General features: G+C 67.5%; 8 protein-coding genes. 1 reads left to right on the forward strand and 7 read right to left on the reverse strand.

From position 1 onward, the window contains the following. Nucleotides 1-11: 11 nt before the first annotated feature. The 4 genes from glgB to OID54_RS26610 all read right to left on the reverse strand — a co-directional run bounded on the left by glgB (nt 12) and on the right by OID54_RS26610 (nt 8,121). Nucleotides 12-2,171: a 1,4-alpha-glucan branching enzyme gene (glgB, locus tag OID54_RS26595; RefSeq protein WP_329027802.1), complete on the reverse strand. Its 2,160-nt coding sequence runs from the start codon at nt 2,169-2,171 to the stop codon at nt 12-14. Nucleotides 2,172-2,431: 260 nt separating this feature from the next. Next, a complete protein-coding gene (locus OID54_RS26600; RefSeq protein WP_329023486.1) occupies nt 2,432-3,910 on the reverse strand; it encodes a maltokinase N-terminal cap-like domain-containing protein in 1,479 nt (492 codons plus the stop codon). 486 nt (nt 3,911-4,396) lie between these two features. Then, nucleotides 4,397-6,136 carry a maltose alpha-D-glucosyltransferase gene (gene treS / locus OID54_RS26605; protein WP_329023488.1) on the reverse strand — a complete coding sequence of 580 codons (1,740 nt, stop codon included), beginning with the start codon at nt 6,134-6,136 and terminating at the stop codon, nt 4,397-4,399. Further along, nucleotides 6,133-8,121 (reverse strand): alpha-1,4-glucan--maltose-1-phosphate maltosyltransferase, encoded by a 1,989-nt coding sequence (locus OID54_RS26610; RefSeq protein ID WP_329023490.1) that lies wholly within the window; start codon nt 8,119-8,121, stop codon nt 6,133-6,135. The genes treS and OID54_RS26610 overlap by 4 nt, the downstream gene beginning before the upstream one ends. 561 nt (nt 8,122-8,682) lie before the next feature. On the opposite strand from OID54_RS26610, the gene glgP reads away from it, so the two are divergent. Beyond that, on the forward strand, nt 8,683-11,379 hold the full coding sequence (glgP, locus tag OID54_RS26615; protein WP_329023492.1) for an alpha-glucan family phosphorylase: 2,697 nt from the start codon (nt 8,683-8,685) through the stop codon (nt 11,377-11,379). A gap of 172 nt (nt 11,380-11,551) precedes the next feature. Here the strand turns inward: glgP and OID54_RS26620 are convergent, their stop codons facing one another. From OID54_RS26620 to OID54_RS26630, 3 genes are all read right to left on the reverse strand, one after another. Further along, nucleotides 11,552-12,313 carry a hypothetical protein gene (locus OID54_RS26620; RefSeq protein ID WP_329023494.1) on the reverse strand — a complete coding sequence of 254 codons (762 nt, stop codon included), beginning with the start codon at nt 12,311-12,313 and terminating at the stop codon, nt 11,552-11,554. Between the two features lie 777 nt (nt 12,314-13,090). Further along, nucleotides 13,091-17,797: a putative T7SS-secreted protein gene (locus tag OID54_RS26625; RefSeq protein WP_329023496.1), complete on the reverse strand. Its 4,707-nt coding sequence runs from the start codon at nt 17,795-17,797 to the stop codon at nt 13,091-13,093. 228 nt (nt 17,798-18,025) lie between these two features. Further along, nucleotides 18,026-18,766 carry an SMI1/KNR4 family protein gene (locus OID54_RS26630; protein WP_329023498.1) on the reverse strand — a complete coding sequence of 247 codons (741 nt, stop codon included), beginning with the start codon at nt 18,764-18,766 and terminating at the stop codon, nt 18,026-18,028. Nucleotides 18,767-19,024: the final 258 nt, after the last annotated feature.

Raw genomic sequence — 19,024 nt, forward strand, 5'->3', positions numbered from 1 at the left:
GGGCACGGAGGTCACTCGGGGCGCAACCACACCGTCGCCAGCGGTGGCAGGGTCACTTCGAGGCTCATCGGACGGCCATGGGCGCCGATCGGCTGGGCCTTGCGGGGGTCCGGGCTCACCACCCCGCCACCGCCGTAGAGAGCCGCGTCCGTGTTCAGCACCTCCACCCAGGCGGCGAACTCCTCCGGCACCCCGAGCCGGTAGTCGTGCCGCACCACGGGGGAGAAGTTGCTGACCGCGAGCAGGGGTTCGCCCGCGGTGTCATAGCGGAGGAACGCGAACACGTTGTCGTCGGCCGCATTGCCCTCCACCCAGGCGAAGCCGCCGGGGTCGGTGTCCCGCGCCCACAGCGCGGGAAGCGCCGCGTACACGGCGTTCAGATCGCGCACCAGCAGCCGCACCCCGCGGTGGTCGGCCTCGGCCGCGTAGGAGGGGTCCAGCAGCCACCAGTCCGGTCCGTGCCCCTCGGACCACTCCGCACCCTGTGCGAACTCCTGCCCCATGAAGAGCAGTTGCTTGCCGGGATGGGCCCACATGAAGCCGAGGTAGGCCCGGTGGTTGGCGCGCTGCTGCCACCAGTCGCCCGGCATCTTGCTCACCAGCGACCGCTTGCCGTGCACGACCTCGTCGTGCGAGATCGGCAGGACGTAGTTCTCGCTGTATGCGTACACCATCGAGAACGTCATCTCATGGTGGTGGAACTTGCGGTGCACCGGCTCGTGCCCCACGTAGCCCAGCGAATCGTGCATCCACCCCATGTTCCACTTCAGTCCGAAGCCGAGCCCGCCGAAGCCGCCCGGCCCCACATGGTGGGTCGCCCGGGTCACCCCGTCCCAGGCGGTGGACTCCTCCGCGATCGTCACCACGCCCGGGCAGCGCCGGTAGACGGTGGCGTTCATCTCCTGGAGGAAGGCGACGGCGTCGAGGTTCTCCCGCCCGCCGTGCTCGTTGGGTGACCACTGGCCAGGACCGCGCGAGTAGTCGAGGTAGAGCATCGAGGCGACGGCGTCCACCCGGATGCCGTCGATGTGGAACTGTTCGCACCAGTAGACGGCATTGGCGACCAGGAAGTTGCGGACCTCCTTGCGCCCGTAGTCGAACTCCAGCGTGCCCCAGTCGGGGTGGGCGGCCCGGGCCGGGTCGGGATGCTCGTAGAGCGGTCGGCCGTCGAAATCGGCCAACGCCCAGTCGTCCCGGGGGAAGTGCGCGGGCACCCAGTCCATGATCACGCCGATGCCGGCGCGATGCAGTGCGTCGACGAGGTGCCGGAAGTCGTCGGGGGAGCCCATGCGGGAGGTGGGCGCGTAGAAGCCGGTGACCTGATAGCCCCACGATCCGCCGAAGGGGTGCTCGGACACCGGCATGAACTCCACGTGCGTGAAGCCGAGGTCCTTCACATAGCGCGGTAGCTGATCGGCCAGCTGACGATAGGTCAGCCCCGGACGCCAGGAGGGCAGATGGAGCTCGTAGACCGACAGCGGGGACTCGTGCACGGGGCGATCGCCCCGGTGGGCCATCCACTCCTCGTCCCGCCACACGTGGTGGGATTCGGTGATCACGGACGCGGTGGCCGGTGGGACCTCAGCCTGTCGGGCCATCGGGTCGGCCCGTACGGTCGAGGAGCCGTCGGGGCGCATGATCCGGAACTTGTACAGCGCGCCCGCGCCGACCCCTGGTACGAAGAGCTCCCACACTCCCGTCGCACCGAGCGATCGCATGGGGTGCCCGGTGCCGTCCCAGTAGGAGAAGTCGCCGAGGACCTGCACCCCGCGGGCATTGGGGGCCCAGACGGTGAACCGGGTGCCGCTGACCCCCTCGTGGACCATCGGATGGGCGCCCAGGGCCCGCCACAACTCCTCGTGCCTGCCCTCCCCGATGAGATGGAGGTCGAGATCTCCGAGCGCGGGCAGGAACCGGTACGGGTCGTGGACCTCGACCTCTTGCTCCCCGCCCTCGGCGGCGTAGGTGACGAGCAGTCGGTAGTCGGGGGCCGTCCGCATGGGGAGCACCCCCGAGAAGAGTCCGTCCCCGTCCGCGGACAGCTTCGCCCGCAGCCCCTTGGCGATCACGGTCACCGTCTTCGCGTACGGCCGCAGCACCCGCAACTCGACGCCTGAGCGTCCGATCCGCGCCCCGAGGAGTGCGTGCGGGTCGTGGTGGCCGCCGCTCAGGAGCCGTTCCCGGTCTTCGGGGGCGAGTTCTCTGGCCGCCCCGACACCGCGGCTGGCACCTGATGACCGTGCCCCCGGAGCCGCGTTCCCCTTCCTGGCCTTGGTCTTCGCCTCCCGGGCCGATCTGGCGGTGGCTGCGGCGGTCGGCTCGGTCGGGGACGGGGACTTGCGCGACGGGGGGCGGGCGGTCACGGGGATGGGCCTCCTTGGCCGGATGGAGAGGGAGATCTGTGTGCGGATGGGGGGAGGGCGGGAGGGGGTCAGGCGAGGGCGGCGAGGCGTTCGATCGCGGCCATCGGCACCGGCAGCCAGCCCGGTCGGTGTCGGGCCTCGTAGACCACCTCGTACACCGCCTTGTCCGTTTCATAGGCGCGCAGCAGTTCAGGCTCGGCCCGTGGGTCGTCGCCCGAGCCCGCGGCGTACCCCTCGCAGTAGGCGTCCCTGCACTGCTCGGCCCAGGCGGGGTTCCAGGGGTTGTGGGAGCGGGCCGCGTAGTCGAAGGAACGCAGCATTCCGGCGATGTCCCGGACCGGGGGCTGGGGGCTGCGGCGTTCGCCGAGCGGGCGGGCGGGCTCCCCTTCGAAGTCGATCACCGACCAGTGGCCGGCCGCGGCGGCACCGGTCTGCGGGTGGGCCAACTGCCCGGTGGAGGCCAGCGGTGCACTCGGGGGCGCGCCCGCCAGGGCGGGTGAGGCCCGGCCGCCGCGCTCCGCGCTCTGGTAGAGGGCCTGGCCCAGATGGAGGTCGCCGTGCACCCGTTGCGCCCGCCAGGTGCGACCGCCCCTGCCGAGTGCCGCGACCGCGTCGAAGGCCGTGCCGAGGCGGGGTGCGTAGGGCAGCAGGGCGGGGACCGCCCGGGCCGCCTCGTTCAGACGTCGGCGCATCGCCCTGGCCAGGTGCTCGGTGTGTTCGTGGCGCAGCAGCACGGTCGGCAGGGCTTCGGCGAGCGCGGTGTGCACCTCGGCGGTCACCAGACCGAGCGCCCGGGCCTCGTCGGTGAACGGTCGTCCCGCGGCCAGCGCGTCGAGCGCGAGTCGCCAGCCGTCGTGGGAGCCGCGCAGATAGGGCTGGAGCACCCCGAGGGTGTGGGGTTGCGCCGCGGTGGACTCGTACCAGGCCACCGGTACGGGGACCCGTCCACAGCCCGCCCTGGCCAGGGCGAGGGGCAGCTCCAGATCGGGGTTGGGGCCGGTCTGGACGCGTCGGAACACCTTGAGGATGTAGTCGTCCCCGTAGATCAGCGAGGAGTTGGACTGCTCGGCGTCCAGCGGCCGTGCGGTGAGGCCACCGGGGACGGCGGGGGCCCGGTCGAATCGGGAGAACCGCAGGGTGCCGAGGGTGCCGGGGGTGCGCAGCCGCTCCAGGACCAGTTCGGCGAGTCGGGGGTCGTGCAGCCCCTCGTAGACCGTCCGTCCGGCCAGCGGACCATCCGTCGGGCGGCCGATCAGGGCGGGGGCGAGACGCGGCGGCAGTACGTCCCGCACACCGAGCAGCAGTTGGTAGCAGTCCTTGGCGCCGCCGGCCGGCAGCCCCGGCTGTTCGACCTCCACGAGCAGGTGCACGAGTCCCGCGCCGGGCCCGGTCAGCGGAAGCAGCTCGGTCGCGCAGACGAGTGAGACACCGGTGACGGGATGGCCCTTTCCGGCGAACCAGCGCTGGCGCGGCAGCCAGTCGAGCAGGAGCGGCACGAGCGAGGGGAGGAGCGCCACAGGAGTACGAGTGGATGCAGCCTCCGCCATGGAATCGCGTCCTTTCCCCGATTTGTGCGGTCCGCACCCTTTTCGCACTTAATGAGGAAAGTGTCCAGGATCATGGCGTTGACTGTCCGGCGGCACGCGGGGGTGAGCGGCAGAGTGCCCGACCAAGGGCCGGGGAATCCGCTCGGCAGGCGGTACGGGATGAGAGCCGGCCCGGCAGCCGATGCGCTGCGCAATGCTGCGTGGCGTGGCGAGGAGGCGCGGGCGCCGCGGACCCCGGGCGCGATGGACCGGTGGTGCGACGGCTGACGTCGCCTCGGACACCGGGGGGTGTCGGCGCAGGCCCGACGGCGTACGGCTGCTTGCAGCGGCTCGAACCTGGTCGGACACGCGGTCGTACGGCCGAACGCCGGAGCCGAGGGCCCGGGGGCACAAAGATCGTCCGAGCTCGGGGCAGGAAAGTCCAGGGACGGTAGGTCGGCCAGGCCCGTGGGCGTTCGGCCGTGGGGGACCCACCGTCCCCTCGGGTCAGACGGCCGCCGGGGCCGCCGTCACCGTCCGTTCTGCGGTGACCGTGTCCTTTCTGAGCCGGAACCAGTAGAACCCGTGCCCGCCCAAGGTCAGCAGATAGGGCCACTGGCCGACTGAGGGGAAGCGCACCCCGCCGATCAGCTCGACCGGATGCCGTCCCTCGAACTCCCGCAGATCCAGCTCCGTCGGCTGGGCGAACCGCGAGAAGTTGTGCACGCACATCACCAGGTCGTCCTGGTACTCCCGGGTGAAGGCCAGTACCGCCGGATTGGACGAGGGCAGTTCGGTGTAGGAGCCGAGACCGAAGGCCGGGTTCTGCTTGCGGATCTCGATCATCCGTCGGGTCCAGTGCAGCAGCGACGACGGGCTGCTCATCGACGCCTCGACATTGGTGACCTGGTAGCCGTAGACCGGGTCCATGATGGTGGGCAGGTACAGACGTCCCGGGTCGCAGGACGAGAAGCCGGCGTTCCGGTCGGGTGTCCACTGCATGGGGGTGCGTACCGCATCCCGGTCGCCGAGCCAGATGTTGTCGCCCATGCCGATCTCGTCGCCGTAGTAGAGGATCGGCGATCCGGGCAGGGAGAGCAGCAGGGCGGTGAACAGTTCGATCTGGTTGCGGTCGTTGTCCAGCAGCGGGGCGAGCCGACGGCGGATGCCGATGTTGGCCCGCATCCGCGGGTCCTTCGCGTACTCGGCGTACATGTAGTCGCGCTCTTCGTCCGACACCATTTCGAGGGTGAGCTCGTCGTGGTTGCGCAGGAAGATCCCCCACTGACAGGTGGCCGGGATGGCCGGGGTCTTGGCGAGGATCTCCGAGACCGGGTAGCGGGACTCGCGACGCACGGCCATGAAGATCCTCGGCATCACCGGGAAGTGGAAGGCCATGTGGCACTCGTCGCCGCCCTTGGCGTAGTCGCCGAAGTAGTCGACGACGTCCTCCGGCCACTGGTTGGCCTCGGCGAGCAGGACCGTGTCGGGGTAGTAGGCGTCGATCTCCTCGCGCACCCGCTTGAGGAAGGTGTGGGTGGCCGGGAGGTTCTCGCAGTTGGTGCCCTCCTCCTGGTACAGGTAGGGCACCGCGTCCAGTCGGAAGCCGTCGATGCCCAGGTCCAGCCAGAACCGCAGGGCCGACACGATCTCCTCCTGGACCGCCGGGTTCTCGTAGTTGAGATCCGGCTGGTGGGAGAAGAAGCGGTGCCAGTAGTACTGCTTGCGCACCGGGTCGAAGGTCCAGTTCGACGATTCGGTGTCGACGAAGATGATCCGGGCGTCCTCGAACTGCTTGTCGTCGTCGGCCCACACGTAGTAGTCGCCGTATGGTCCGTCCGGTTCCGCGCGGGACTGGAGGAACCACTCGTGCTGGTCGCTCGTGTGGTTCATCACGAAGTCGATGATCACGCGCATGCCGCGTTGGTGCGCCGCATCCACGAACTCCACGAAGTCGGCGAGATCACCGAACTCCGGCAGTACGGAGGTGTAGTCGGCCACGTCGTAACCGCCGTCCCGCAGCGGTGACTTGAAGAACGGCGGCAGCCAGAGGCAGTCGACCCCCAGCCACTGGAGGTAGTCGAGTTTGGCGGTGAGGCCCTTGAGGTCGCCCACTCCGTCCCCGTTGCTGTCCTGGAAGGAACGCACGAGGACTTCGTAGAAGACCGCCCGCTTGAACCAGTCGGGATCGCGGTCCTTGGCGGGGGTGTCCTCGAACAGGTCGTGGACGGGTTCGTTGACGATCATGATGTGGGTGACCCTCCGATCGGCGGGGACGGTCGCAGAACAGCGAGGTGCGCGGGCCTGCGGCCCGGCTCTAGGCGCACGTACGAGGCTCTGCCCCAGTGATAGGTCTCGCCGGTGAGCTCGTCGCGCACCGGGGCGGTCTCGTGCCATGCGAGGCCGAGTCGCGGCATGTCCAACGAGACCGTGGCCTCCTGGGTGTGGTGGGGGTCGAGGTTGACCATCACGATCACCGTGTTCGAGCCGGAACGTTTCGAGTAGGCGATCACCGCGTCGTTGTCGGTGTGATGGAAGTGAATGTTCCGCAATTGTTGGAGTGCGGGATTGCGCCGTCTGATCCGGTTGAGCGCGGTGATCAAGGGGGTGATGGTCAGGCCCTCCCGTTCCGCGGTCTCCCAGTCGCGCGGGCGCAACTGGTACTTCTCCGAGTTCAGATACTCCTCGCTCCCCTCTCGCACCGGAGCGCTCTCGCAGAGTTCGTAGCCCGCGTACATCCCCCACGACGGGGACAGGGTCGCCGCCAGCACCGCCCGCGCCTCGAACGCCGGCCGGCCGCCGTGCTGGAGGTGGGCCGGGAGGATGTCCGGGGTGTTGACGAAGAAGTTCGGGCGCATGACCGAAGCGGAATCGCCGGCCAACTCGGTGACGTACTCGGTCAACTCATGCTTGGACGTGCGCCAGGTGAAGTACGTGTACGACTGCTGGAAGCCCACGGACGCCAGGGCCCGCATCATCGCCGGACGGGTGAACGCCTCGGCGAGGAAGATCACGTCCGGGTCGGTGCCGTTGATGTCCGCGATCACCTGTTCCCAGAAGACGACCGGTTTGGTGTGGGGGTTGTCCACCCGGAAGATGCGCACCCCGCGGTCCATCCAGAAACGCAGCACCCGGACCGACTCGGCCACCAGACCGGGCATGTCCGCGTCGAAGGAGATGGGATAGATGTCCTGGTACTTCTTCGGCGGGTTCTCCGCGTAGGCGATCGAGCCGTCGGCGCGGTGGCGGAACCACTCGGGGTGCTCGCGCACCCAGGGGTGGTCGGGCGAGCACTGGAGGGCGAAGTCCAGGGCCACTTCGAGGCGTAGTGCCCGGGCCGCGACCATGAAGTGGTCGAAGTCGGGGAGGGTGCCGAGATCGGGGTGGACGGCGTCGTGACCGCCGTCGGGGGAGCCGATCGCCCAGGGGACGCCCACATCATGGGTGCTGGGGGAGAGGCTGTTGTTGCGGCCCTTGCGGAAGGTCGTGCCGATGGGGTGGATGGGCGATAGGTAGACCACGTCGAAGCCCATGGCCGCGATGGCGGGCAGCCGTTCGGCCGCAGTCCTGAAGGTGCCGGACCTGGGTGCTCTGCCCCGGGTGACCTTGGCGCCCTCGGAGCGGGGGAACATCTCGTACCAGGAGCCGTACAGCGCCCTGCGCCGCTCGACGACCAGGGGCAGCGGCTCGGACGTGCTGACCAACTCCCGCAACGGATGGCGGGCGAGGGCGGCGACGGCGTCCGGGGCGAGCGCCGCGGCGAGTCGGGCGGCTGCGGAGCGCCGGCCGTCGCGCAGTCCGTCCACCGCGGTGAGCACCGCTTCCCTGCCGTCCTTCTTGGGCACTCCACCGGCGGCCCGCTCGTACAGCTGTGCGCCTTCGGCGAGTACGAGGGCGGTGTCGATGCCCGCCGGAATCTTGATCCGGGCCTCCCGCAGCCAACTGGCGACCGGATCGCTCCACGCCTCGACGTAGAAGCTCCAACGGCCTTCGGCCCGCGGGGTGACGTCGGCGCCCCAACGATCGGTGCCGGGGGCCAACTCCCGCAGCGGGGTCCACGGCCCGGGACGGCCGCCGGGGTCGCGCAGCACGACATTGGCGGCGACTGCCTCGTGCCCTTCGCGGAACACGGTGGCGCTGACCTGGAAGGTCTCGCCGACGACGGCCTTCGCGGGCCTTCTGCCGCCATCGACTTGGGGACTCACGTCCAGGACGGGGATACGACCGATCATGGGCTCACCTGAGGGCTGTGCGGGCTGGACAGGATGAGAGCTCGGGACATTGCGCTGAATCTATGTAGTTCACCAGATTTGCGACTTTGCATGAACTTTCTCGCTATTTGTAGTCCTGGAGCGATCGTCGGCGAGCCGTGGGCCCGGTCGCCCCCGTCCGCGTTCACCCGGTGGGCGGAAGAACCCGGTGCCACCGGCAGGGTGTGGGCATCCCCTCCCTCAGCCTTCGGCCGGCTCTCGACGGACGGCCACCCGTGCACCCCCTCCTCGGGCTCCGGTCGGGAACCGAATGGGACGACGACCCGCGTGCGTCACGCGCACACGCCCTTCTGGTAGCCGGATGCCGGCACGGGCACAGAGGGTGAGCCTTTCCGGGTTCGGAGCGGGCAACCGGTCATTTCCCGTCGACCGGGAGCACCGCGGCGCACGCCCGGAGCGACGCTCCAGCAGGACCGCCCGCCCCACGGCGAACGGTCCCCCTACCGTCGTTCGGTGACGGACCGACGGCCACACCGTCGTGCGTCCCCTGGGATGCCCACCTCCCCTGCGAAGGTGGGACCCGTGAAGGCCATTCGTCGATTCACCGTCCGCCCAGTCCTCCCCGAGCCCCTCCGCCCCCTCAGCGACCTCGCACGCAATCTGCGCTGGTCCTGGCACACCGAGACCCGTGACCTCTTCCAGGCAGTCGACCCCGAGGGCTGGCAGGCAGCCGGGGGCGACCCCGTGCGGCTCCTCGGCTCCGTGTCCGCAGCCAGACTCGCCGAGCTCGCCGGGGACCGGAGGTTCCTGCGCCGGCTGACCGCCACCGCCGACGACCTGGACGACTATCTGCACGGCCGCAGGTGGTACCAGACCCAGAGCCCCGAAGACCCCTACCGCGGCGGCCTCGACCCGGTCACCGGTCGCACCGAGACCCCGTTCCCCCAAGCCGTCGCCTACTTCTCCCCCGAGTTCGGCGTCACCGCGGCCCTTCCCCAGTACTCAGGCGGCCTCGGCATCCTCGCCGGGGACCACCTCAAGGCCGCCAGCGACCTCGGCGTACCGCTCATCGGCGTGGGGCTGCTCTACCGCCACGGGTACTTCCGCCAGTCCCTGTCACGGGACGGCTGGCAGTTGGAGCACTATCCCGTGCTCGACCCCAATGAACTCCCCGTCACCCTGCTGCGCGAACCCGACGGCGATCCCGCTCACATCTGCCTCGCCCTGCCCGGCGGACGCGCCCTGCGCGCCCACATCTGGGTCGCCCAGGTCGGCCGCGTACCCCTGCTGATGCTCGACTCGGACGTGGAGGAGAACGCACCGGGCGAACGGGATGTCACCGACCGCCTCTACGGCGGAGGCGGGGAACACCGCCTGTTGCAGGAGATGCTGTTGGGGATCGGTGGTGTACGGGCCCTCCGCCTGTACTGCCGTCTCACCGGACACCCCGCGCCCGAGGTCTTCCACACCAACGAGGGGCACGCCGGGTTCCTCGGCCTCGAACGCATCCGCGAACTCGGCCAGGCCGCCGAAAAGGCCGGCCAGGGACTGGACTTCGACGCAGCCCTGGAAGCCGTACGCGCCGGAACCGTCTTCACCACCCACACCCCCGTCCCCGCCGGAATCGACCGCTTCGACACCGAACTCATCGCCCGACACTTCGGCGAGCGCGCCGAACTGCCCACCGTGCCCCTGGACCGCATCCTCGAACTCGGCCAGGAGAGCTACCCCGGCGGCGAGCCGCGCCTGTTCAACATGGCCGTCATGGGCCTGCGCCTCGCCCAGCGCGCCAACGGGGTCTCCACACTGCACGGAGCCGTCAGCCGTCAGATGTTCGCCGGACTGTGGCCCGGCTTCGACGACGACGAAGTCCCCATCACCTCCATCACCAACGGGGTCCACGCACCCACCTGGATCGCCCCCCAGGTGCTAAGGCTCGCAGTCCGCCGCATCGGCACCGGCCGAGCGGAGGATGCGCTCTCCTCGGGCGCATCCGAACGATGGGACTCCGTCGCCGGCATCCCCGACGCCGATGTGTGGGAACTCCGCCGTGAACTGCGCGAACAACTCGTCGGCGAGGTCCGGGCACGACTGCGCGCCTCCTGGCGGCAACGCGGCGCCGGCGCGGCCGAACTGGGCTGGGTGGACTCCGTGCTCGACCCCGAGGTGCTGACCATCGGCTTCGCCCGGCGCGTCCCCTCGTACAAGAGACTCACCCTCATGCTGCGCGACCGCGAGAGGCTGCGCGAACTCCTGCTGCACCCCACCCGACCGGTGCAGATCGTCGTCGCGGGCAAGGCCCACCCGGCCGACGACGGCGGCAAGCGCCTGGTCCAGGAACTCGTACGGTTCGCCGACGACCCACGGGTGCGGCACCGCATCGTCTTCCTGCCGGACTACGGCATGGGCATGGCGCAGAAGCTCTACCCGGGCTGCGACGTCTGGCTCAACAACCCGCTGCGCCCCCTGGAAGCCTGCGGCACCAGCGGAATGAAGGCCGCGCTCAACGGCGGACTCAACCTGTCCGTCCTCGACGGCTGGTGGGACGAGTGGTACGACTCCGACTTCGGCTGGGCGATCCCCACCGCCGACGGCTCCGCCACCGGCGAGGAGCGCCGCGACGACCTGGAGTCCGCAGCGCTCTACGAACTCATCGAGAACCGTGTGGCACCGCTGTTCTACGACCGGAGTCCGGAGGGAGTACCGCGGCGCTGGACCGAAATGGTCCGCCGCACCCTGGCCGTCCTCGGCCCCAAGGTCCTCGCGGGCCGCATGGTCCGCGAGTACGTGGAACGGCTCTACGTGCCCGCCGCCCGCGCCCACCGACTGCTCGACACCGACACCGCCCGCGAACTCGCCGACTGGAAGCACCGCATCCGGGGCGCGTGGTCACGCGTCGCGGTCGACCATGTGGAGACGCTGGAGCAGGGCGGCGACGATCGGGACGTGGAACTGGGTGCCACCCTGGTGCTGCGCGCCCGGGTGGCACTGGGCGAACTGCACCCCGAGGACGTGGAGGTCCAGGCGGTGGCCGGCCGGGTCGATGCGGACGACACCATCGGAGAGTCCCGCACCTCGCCCCTCAAACCGGTCGGAGGCGGCCCCGACCTGGAGGGCCGCTGGATCTACGAAGGCCCTCTGACCCTGGCCCACACGGGCTCCTTCGGCTACACCGTCCGCGTACTGCCGGCCCACCGCCTCCTGGCGTCCAGCGCGGACCTGGGGCTGGTGGCGTTGCCGATGGAGACGGTGGGGGAGGCGGGAGTACTCCTGCGCTGACACCGCCCGCTCCGGTTCGGCCCGCTCCACTCCGGTGCGACGACCGAGCCCGAAGGAGCAGCCGTGACGGCTGGGGTACGGATGCGTGCCCTGGCCGTCGGGGGGTCTCCGCGCCGCCCTGACTCTTTTCGCACGGGTTGGAGTGCGTTCGCACTGTCCGGTACGCCCGTGGTCACCACGATTCGTAGTCCTCGATCAGTCGGCTGATGACCCGGTGCAGGATGTCCGCGCGTCCCCGGTCGTCACGCTGCTCTCTCAAGGCGCCTTCCGTCGCCCTGAGTCGGAGCCAGGCGTCCGGCTCCTTGTCCATGACTTCTTCGACACGTGGCAGGGAGACCAGTTCGAGGCACTCGGCCAGCCGTTGCCGCGTGACGGGGAAAGCCGGCCCTTTCTCAGGCTCGGCAAAGCCGTCCGTCAGATATCGAGCGGGGTCGGCGAGGCTCCACCCGGCGACTGTGTTCTTCTGAACGAGAAGATCCACATCAGGGGCGATGCCGATCCTTGCGTCCGTTGGTTCGCTGAAAGCACCGACGTCCCGAAGGCACCGCAGTTCATCGGTGTCGGGCGCGTAGCAGAAGACCGCGGCTTGGGGCAGGTCGAAGTCCTCGGCAGGAGTCGCGCGCAGTCCGCTCCGTAGTGGCGCTGGCTGGTGGGGAACGTGACGACAGACCTTGGAAGCAGCGGATGCCGGGGGGACGAAGAACGTGGCGCTACAGAGCTCCTGGCTCTTCTGGTCGAACCGGAAATGTTCGTTCTCCGACCCCAGCCACTGCATGCTTCCGAAGGTCCGCGCCAACTGCCGCTCGCGTTCGACCGGACTTGCATAGTCCGCGACGATCACCTGAAGGCTTGAGAAGTCGAAACGAGGAGGGAAGGTCAGTGGGTCTCCCGCTGTTTCGATGTTCGCGGTCTTGTTGACTGAGAACCGCACCATGGACGCCTCTTATCGAATCTGCTGGGCGGGTGGCATGGTGCCACCTCTGCTGCTCGGGATCTCTCCCTTGACGATGGCGTCGTGGGTCACCGGCGCACCGGGCTCGTCGGGCGATCCGCTCGTCCAGCCTCCACACAACGGCGGCGCTGAACGGAACGTATGGCGGTTTGGGACGTAAGGGCTTCTGGGGGCTGGTCTGCCATGGGATCGGCGCCTGCTAGCCGGGGAGCTCCTGCTACCAACTCCGCATGGCTGCCAGTGCTGCTGCCTCCGGATCCCGATTCTCCTGTGCAGCACTCACTACGCTTCGAAGCAGTTGGCCCACAGTGGTAAACATGATTTCGGACGAGCCTGCCGGATCGAAGCCAGCGCGAGTAATTCTGAGAACCCCAGCGGCAAGCGCTCCGGCCGATTCGTCCATCAGACCGTCAAGTGCGGCGTCAGCAAAATCTCGTGGGAGTCCGGCAACCAGAGGCTGACCAAGTTCGCTGCGGCAGCTCGGAGGGGTTTGGATCTCCAGCAGATTTCCTCCACATGGAACTTCGAATGCGGTGACCAACTCCTGAGGTCTCACAATGGGAGTGAAAAACCCGCCCAAGAGCGCTCTGGCTGTCATGCCTCCGAAGTTTCTACGCACTTCTACCGTCATATGAACGGTGTGTTCTGCGTAGAATGAGGATGGTGAAAGGTGGAGATGCTTTTCTGTAGCGGTATAGAAACCGGACGGCTCGTCCCTGCGCATGGCGATTGCGCGGGCGCCTTCGATGTGGACTGTCATTAATCCATCCCCCAAGCTTTGCGCCACGCTTTGTTGAACCAACCTGGATATTGGGCGATCACGTCAGGGCTATAGTTCTTGAGGTGAGGATGTGTCTTCAGGGCGATTTCGTGTGCTTCTTCGTAAGGCATCCCCTCGTCCATCAACTTGGCTTCGGTCAGTTCATGTCGCATGAAGTAAATCTGGCCCTCCGAAAGTGGTAGCCCTGCCTCCATGCGCGCGCGAATGTTTTCGATCATGGCGTCATTGACCTCCCACGGGTCCACGCGCGTCCCGAGATGCTCGGCGACGCGTGCTAGGTCCTCTGTGGAGTAGTGCTCTCCGGACGGGACCTTGTCCTCAGGCGCCTTGTCCGGCGGGTAATCGTTCGGGGCGAGCCCCAAGTAGTCACTCTGTGCCTTGGGGTTGCCGACGTAGGAAACGGGATTGGGGTTCGGCGCCAGCCCGAGGGGATCTACCGAAAGATATCGTGCGGTCCCGGGGTCGTAGTGGCGTAAATAGTTGTAGTGAAGGCCGGTTTCGGGATCATAATACTGACCGGGGAAACGCAGAGGCGTGTATCCGGATGCATCGGTGTTCCAAGCCGTGATGCCCCACAGGGTAGTGCGACTCCGCCAAGCGATGTCGCCTGTCTCAGTGATGAGTTCGGTGGGAGTGCCGATGATGTCGGTGGCGATGGCGAAGAAGCGTTCGTCGACTGTCGCATGGGGAACCGCTTCTGAGTGGATGCGTTCGGTCTGAGCCAGTGGCCGGCGTCCGTGATGATCCCAAGTGAGGGTTATCGAGTTCGGAAGTTCTCGGGACGAGCTGGTCTGTTCGCATAGGGTGGTGCCGTCCCAGGTGAAGCGAGTCTCCTCCACAACGGTCTCGCCGTCGTCGGCGAGTCGTTGCTTGGCGGTGCGACGACCGAGAGGGTCGTAGCGGTACCGCCATCGGACGCCATCCGGTGTGGTGATTCCGGTGAGAAGGTCTTCGGCATTCCATGAGTAGTGCCAAATATCGGGTTTGCGGGAAATCCGAGTTCTCTGGCGAACGATGACTCGTCCGAGGGCGTCGTGTCGATAGCGAATGCTTCCAGCACGGGAAATGTTCGTGCCTTCGTAGACACGTGTACCTGCTGCCTCATGGCCCGGATGGACGGTGGGCCAAGACGCATGGGTTTGGTTCCCGGCCGAATCGTAGGTGTACGTCTCGGTCCACCCCGCTGCGGTGACCGTCGTAACCCTGTTTGCGGTATCCAGCTCGAAACTGGATGCGCCGCGCAAAGCGTCGTCCAGTGTCGTTAGCTGACCGTCGGCGCGGTAGGTGTAGGCGCGGTGATTCACGACCCTGGCGTCAGCCGTGAAATGTTCGGCGGACAGGCGACCTGCTGCATCCCAAGTCGATAGAAAGGCGAGTGTTTCACCGTATGTGCGTTTGCGCTCGTGACCTGCGGCATCGCGGGTAAACGCGACGTGATGTTTGCCGCTGGTGAGGCGGGCGAGATGGCCCGCGGCATCGTAGCTGTAGCTGGTGACCCGGCCGGTCGGCGTGGTGCGGCGAGTGCGCCGGCCGAGCGTGTCATACGCATAGGTGGTGGCGTCGCCGTCTGACACTTCCGTTTTGACCCGTCCGCGTCGGTCGTATTGGTAGGTCAGCTCACAGTTTGAGCCTGCTGCCCGGATCAACCGTCCCGCGCGGTCGTAGGTGTAGTGGGTGACCTCGCCCAATACGTCCTTGCAGACCACTCGGCCGACTTGGTCCCGCTCGTAGGTGATCACCTGACCGAGTGCATTCGTCAGGGAGCGGAGCCGTCCGGCCGGGTCGAGCGAATAGGTGAGTGTGCGGCCGTCGAAGTCGGTCTCGGACGTCAGAAAGCCGCCGCGATCGTAGGTATAGGACCACGTCATGCCCTGAGGGTTGATCACCTCAGTGAGTCGGAGCTCGTTGTCATGCCGAAACTCATACCGCGCTCCATCGGGGTCGGTTCGAGCCGACAGGAGATCGAAGTGCGTGTACTCAAACTGAGTGGTCCGACCTGCTGCATCAGTGTGGCTGGTGCAGTTGCCCTCGCCGTCGTAAGCCCAAGCCTCGCTGGCACCATCTGGCCCGGTCCGTTGTGTCAACCCACCATCAGAACCCCATGCGAGGCGTGTGATCGCACCCAAGGGGTCCGTGATGCGAATAGGGCGCCCGAAGCCGTCACGGTCGATGCAGATGGTCCCGCCAGCAGGGTCGGCCGTTCTTGACGGGAGACCCGCGCCATTGCAGAGCACGTGGGCGACTCCACCCTGTGCGTCGGTGACCGAAGTGGGGCGCCCTTGGGCGTCATAGGTCCAGCGCGTGCTGGAACCGCACTGATCGGTGGCCACGACCAGATTGCCGTTCTCGTCGTACTCCTGGCGTTTGCTGGTTCCGTCTCTGCCGAAGAGATTTGTCGGTAGGCCGGAGGAGTTGTACTCCGTACGCGCTTCACTCGTGTCGGCGAGGGTGACGGTGGTGAGTCTGTCCTGTTGGTCGTAGGTGTAGGTGGTGGTGTGGCCTAGGGGGTTGGTGTGGGTGAGTTGGTTGCCTCTGGCGTCGTAGGTGTAGCGGGTGGTGTGGCCGTGGGGGTTGGTGGTGGCGAGGGTGCGGGAGTTGTGGTCGATGAGGTGGTGGGTGGTGTGGCCTTGGGCGGTGGTGAGGGTGGTGGTGCGGTGGCCGGTTGTGGGGTCGGGGGTGCTGTAGGTGAGGGTGAGTTGGTAGTGGCCGGCTTCGCCGATGACGCGGTGCCGGTTGTCGTAGACGTAGTCGTAGCGGCTGTTGTTGGAGTCGATCCAGGCGGTGACGTGGTGGTGTTCGTCGTACTCGAAGGTGAGGGTGGCGCCGGAGGGTTTGGTGACGGTGGTGAGGTCGCCGTCGGTGTAGCCGTAGGTCCTGATCGGGTGGCTGGTGTCGCCTTCCGCAAGGGTGAGTGCGGTGATCCGGCCGTTGTCTCCGTCGGTGGCGAGGGTGAGGTGGTAACCGCCGGAGTGGACCAGGGCCAACGGGGTACCGGTGTCGGTGCGGTCGATGGTGATGGTGTTGTGGTTGCGGTCGGTGATCTGGGTCAGCCAGATGTCACCGTCCGTACCGGGCTCGGCGCCGGGAGCGGCGGTGAAGTGGCGGACCAGCCCGGTGTCGGGGTCGGTGATCGTGTAGTCACCGGACTCCCACCGCACGAGCCGCGCACGGGACCTGCCGGTCTCCGGCGCGGTGGGCAGCCCGGGAACGGGGTGGGGATAGGTGAGGAGCAGCCCGTCGGCGGTGATGTGGATGACACCGATCGGGTCGATCTCCAGCCGTTCATCGACAGTGGACGACCATGAGGGGCCGAAGAAGCGACCGGAACGGTAGCCGGATTCCACCCGGCGGGTGAAGACCAACGGCAAGGTGCCCGGCAACACCACATCCGTCTGCGGCAAGAACATACGCCCTGAAGCCAGATCGACGGGGTCCGTGTTCTGCGTGGTGCGCTCACCATCGGGCCGATTGTGCGTCCCCGCGGGGGCATCATCGACAGCCTTGCGCGCCCGTGACGCATCCGCCGCCAGATCAGCAGCTTCCTTCGCGATCCGCGCACCCTTGACCGCAGCCCCACCACCACCCGTCGCCGCAGTCAGCAACAGATCCGGCACCAACCGACCAAGACCCTCAGCCGGGTCCTTCATAAACCCGGTCACCATCTGCTTACCCGCACCCCACGGGTCATTCGCCACCTGCACCAACCCAGCAGCCGTACTACTGAGCGCCAACGCATACTCAGCCGGATGCGTCAGATTGTACGGATCCAACGGATTCACACTACGCACAAAGTTGACCAGCCCCGCCGTCCCCTTGACGATCCCACCAACAAAATGGGACTGCATCACCTCAAGCTCATCCAGCCCACTCTTCGCCTGCTCGGCGTAGGAGGGTTTCGGCGGAGCCGCATCCCGCGCCGCACGCACCGAAGCACGCGCCGTCTCCGCAGCAGAATTCCGCTGCCGACGCGCCTCCGCCAGAATCTCCTGCGCCTCCTTCATCAACGCCACACCCGGATCAACAAACTTCCCCGGCTTCGCCGGCAACGACGACACATCCTGCTTCTCCGCAGGCTGCGCGTTGTACTTATCGACGGCCTGGTTATACGTCTCCGCCTTAGCCTTAAACGCATCCGCAGCATCCGCAGACGCCTTCGTACCCGCCTTCCACTTCTCCACCGCCGACTGCGCCTGGTCTTGGGCCCATTCGACGGTTGAGGCGAACGTGTCCAGGGCGTCCGACGCCTTGCCATAGGCGTCCGCACCCTTGAACCACTTCGGGGGCTCGATCGCCACCGTCTCCCGAAACGCGTCCGCCCCCTCGCCCTTCACCGCGGACGAGTCCAAGCCCTTCAAACCCTCACCCACCGCAGTGAACGACTTCTGAAAGTCCTTCAGATGGGACGCCGTGGACCGCAACTTCGACGCAGACCCATAAATCAGCTTCGACTTGTCCTCGGTCTGACCCAAATCAAGCTCATCGACCTCAGCACCCATCCGATTCGCCAACGACCGAGACTGCTCACGCACCCAATCCGCGCCCGAGTCCCAACCGACATCCTGCAACCGGTCAGCGGTCCAATCCCCCGCCGCCTCAACCCCATCCCCAGCCCACTCCGCAGCATCCTCAACCGCGTCCTCCACCACATCCGGCGTGATGTCACTGACAAAATCACCAAAACCCACCGTCAGCTCCCCCGATTCCCTTGATCATCAGGGCACGGCCCCAGCCTCGGAGCGTGCGCCTGCAGCACGGTAGTCACAGTAGGGAGGCGTGGCCAGCAGTTGATGTGCGATTGAGGGAGGTCGGGACGTCGTGTTCGGCAGTTGCCTGCGCTCGCTCCCCAAGTTCGGTTGACGGGGAAGCAGGACAGGCGCCGACCAGGCTCATTCCGGCACCCCGCGCGCTCCGATTCAGCTCCCCAACCAATCCAGAAGATCGTCCGTCACCCAAGTGCCGCTCGTGGTCGGGTCGGGGTCGAGGGCTCCGAGGTCCAGTTGGTACACCGAGGTCCGGTCCTTGCCGTGGTGGCGCATGAAGAAGCCCGAGCCGCCGCTGTCGTCGCCGATGAGCACCCAGTGCGGGGCGTACTCGCGCACCTCGTATGTGGTGTTGCGCTCCGCGATCGTGTCCGGGCCGTAGATGTGGACCCCGTTGGGGAGCAGCACCCCCGGTGTCGTCCGCCAGAGCCTGGCCACCGTCGGGTTGGGGCCGTCGCGCAGACCGTTCGCCAGGGCCGTCCGGACGGTGAGGAAGCCGGCGAAGGTGTCGGCGATCTCGTCCTCCTCACCCGTGAGGTGGTCCCGGCGCACCACCGCGTACTCGTGCTTCGTCGGCCGGTCGAGGGCGAAGGCGTAGCTGTCTCCGCCGTCCGGTTCGTCGTAGAAGTAGAGGCGGTCGCCCCGGAGTCTGCCGGGGGCGGTGAGGGAGTCGTGGCTGTCAGCGTGGTCGGCGGGCGGGATCGTTGCGATCTCCGAGCCGTGGAGGGTGCCCGTCCCATAGGTGGAGAGCCACCAGCGGTAGGACCCGGGCAGTGTGCCCACGATGGTCTCCGCCGCGCGGAGCGCGGGCTCCGGGACGCCTCGGGTCGGCATGGCCCTGATGGCGGGTGATCCTTCGATCAACTGGCGCAGCAGGGTGAGATCGGGCTCCATGGGATGAGTCTGCCAGCCGGTTTGCTGATCCACGGTGGGGCTGTCAAGTCGGTGCTCCCCGCCAGGGCCGTGGTCCGCTTCGCGTCAACCTGTGTGGTGTACGTGGAGTGTGGGGCGTTCGGGAAGTGCTGGCCAGGGGCGAACCGTCGGCATTCGGCATCAACCCAAGGTGACTGCTCCGCGGTAGGCACCCTTGACCCCTGTGCAGGCGCGGTTCTACGGTCCACCCCGCGATCCCACAAGCCTTGATTTGTCATG

It is taken from the genome of Streptomyces sp. NBC_00690 (assembly GCF_036226685.1).
Taxonomy (GTDB): Bacteria; Actinomycetota; Actinomycetes; order Streptomycetales; family Streptomycetaceae; genus Streptomyces.

Coding starts and splice junctions, on each gene's coding strand:
- OID54_RS26600 (WP_329023486.1), bottom strand. CDS start 3,910: ATGGCGGAGGCTGCATCCACTCGTACTCCTGTGGCGCTCCTCCCCTCG.
- treS (WP_329023488.1), bottom strand. CDS start 6,136: ATGATCGTCAACGAACCCGTCCACGACCTGTTCGAGGACACCCCCGCC.
- OID54_RS26610 (WP_329023490.1), bottom strand. CDS start 8,121: ATGATCGGTCGTATCCCCGTCCTGGACGTGAGTCCCCAAGTCGATGGC.
- OID54_RS26620 (WP_329023494.1), bottom strand. CDS start 12,313: ATGGTGCGGTTCTCAGTCAACAAGACCGCGAACATCGAAACAGCGGGA.
- OID54_RS26630 (WP_329023498.1), bottom strand. CDS start 18,766: ATGGAGCCCGATCTCACCCTGCTGCGCCAGTTGATCGAAGGATCACCC.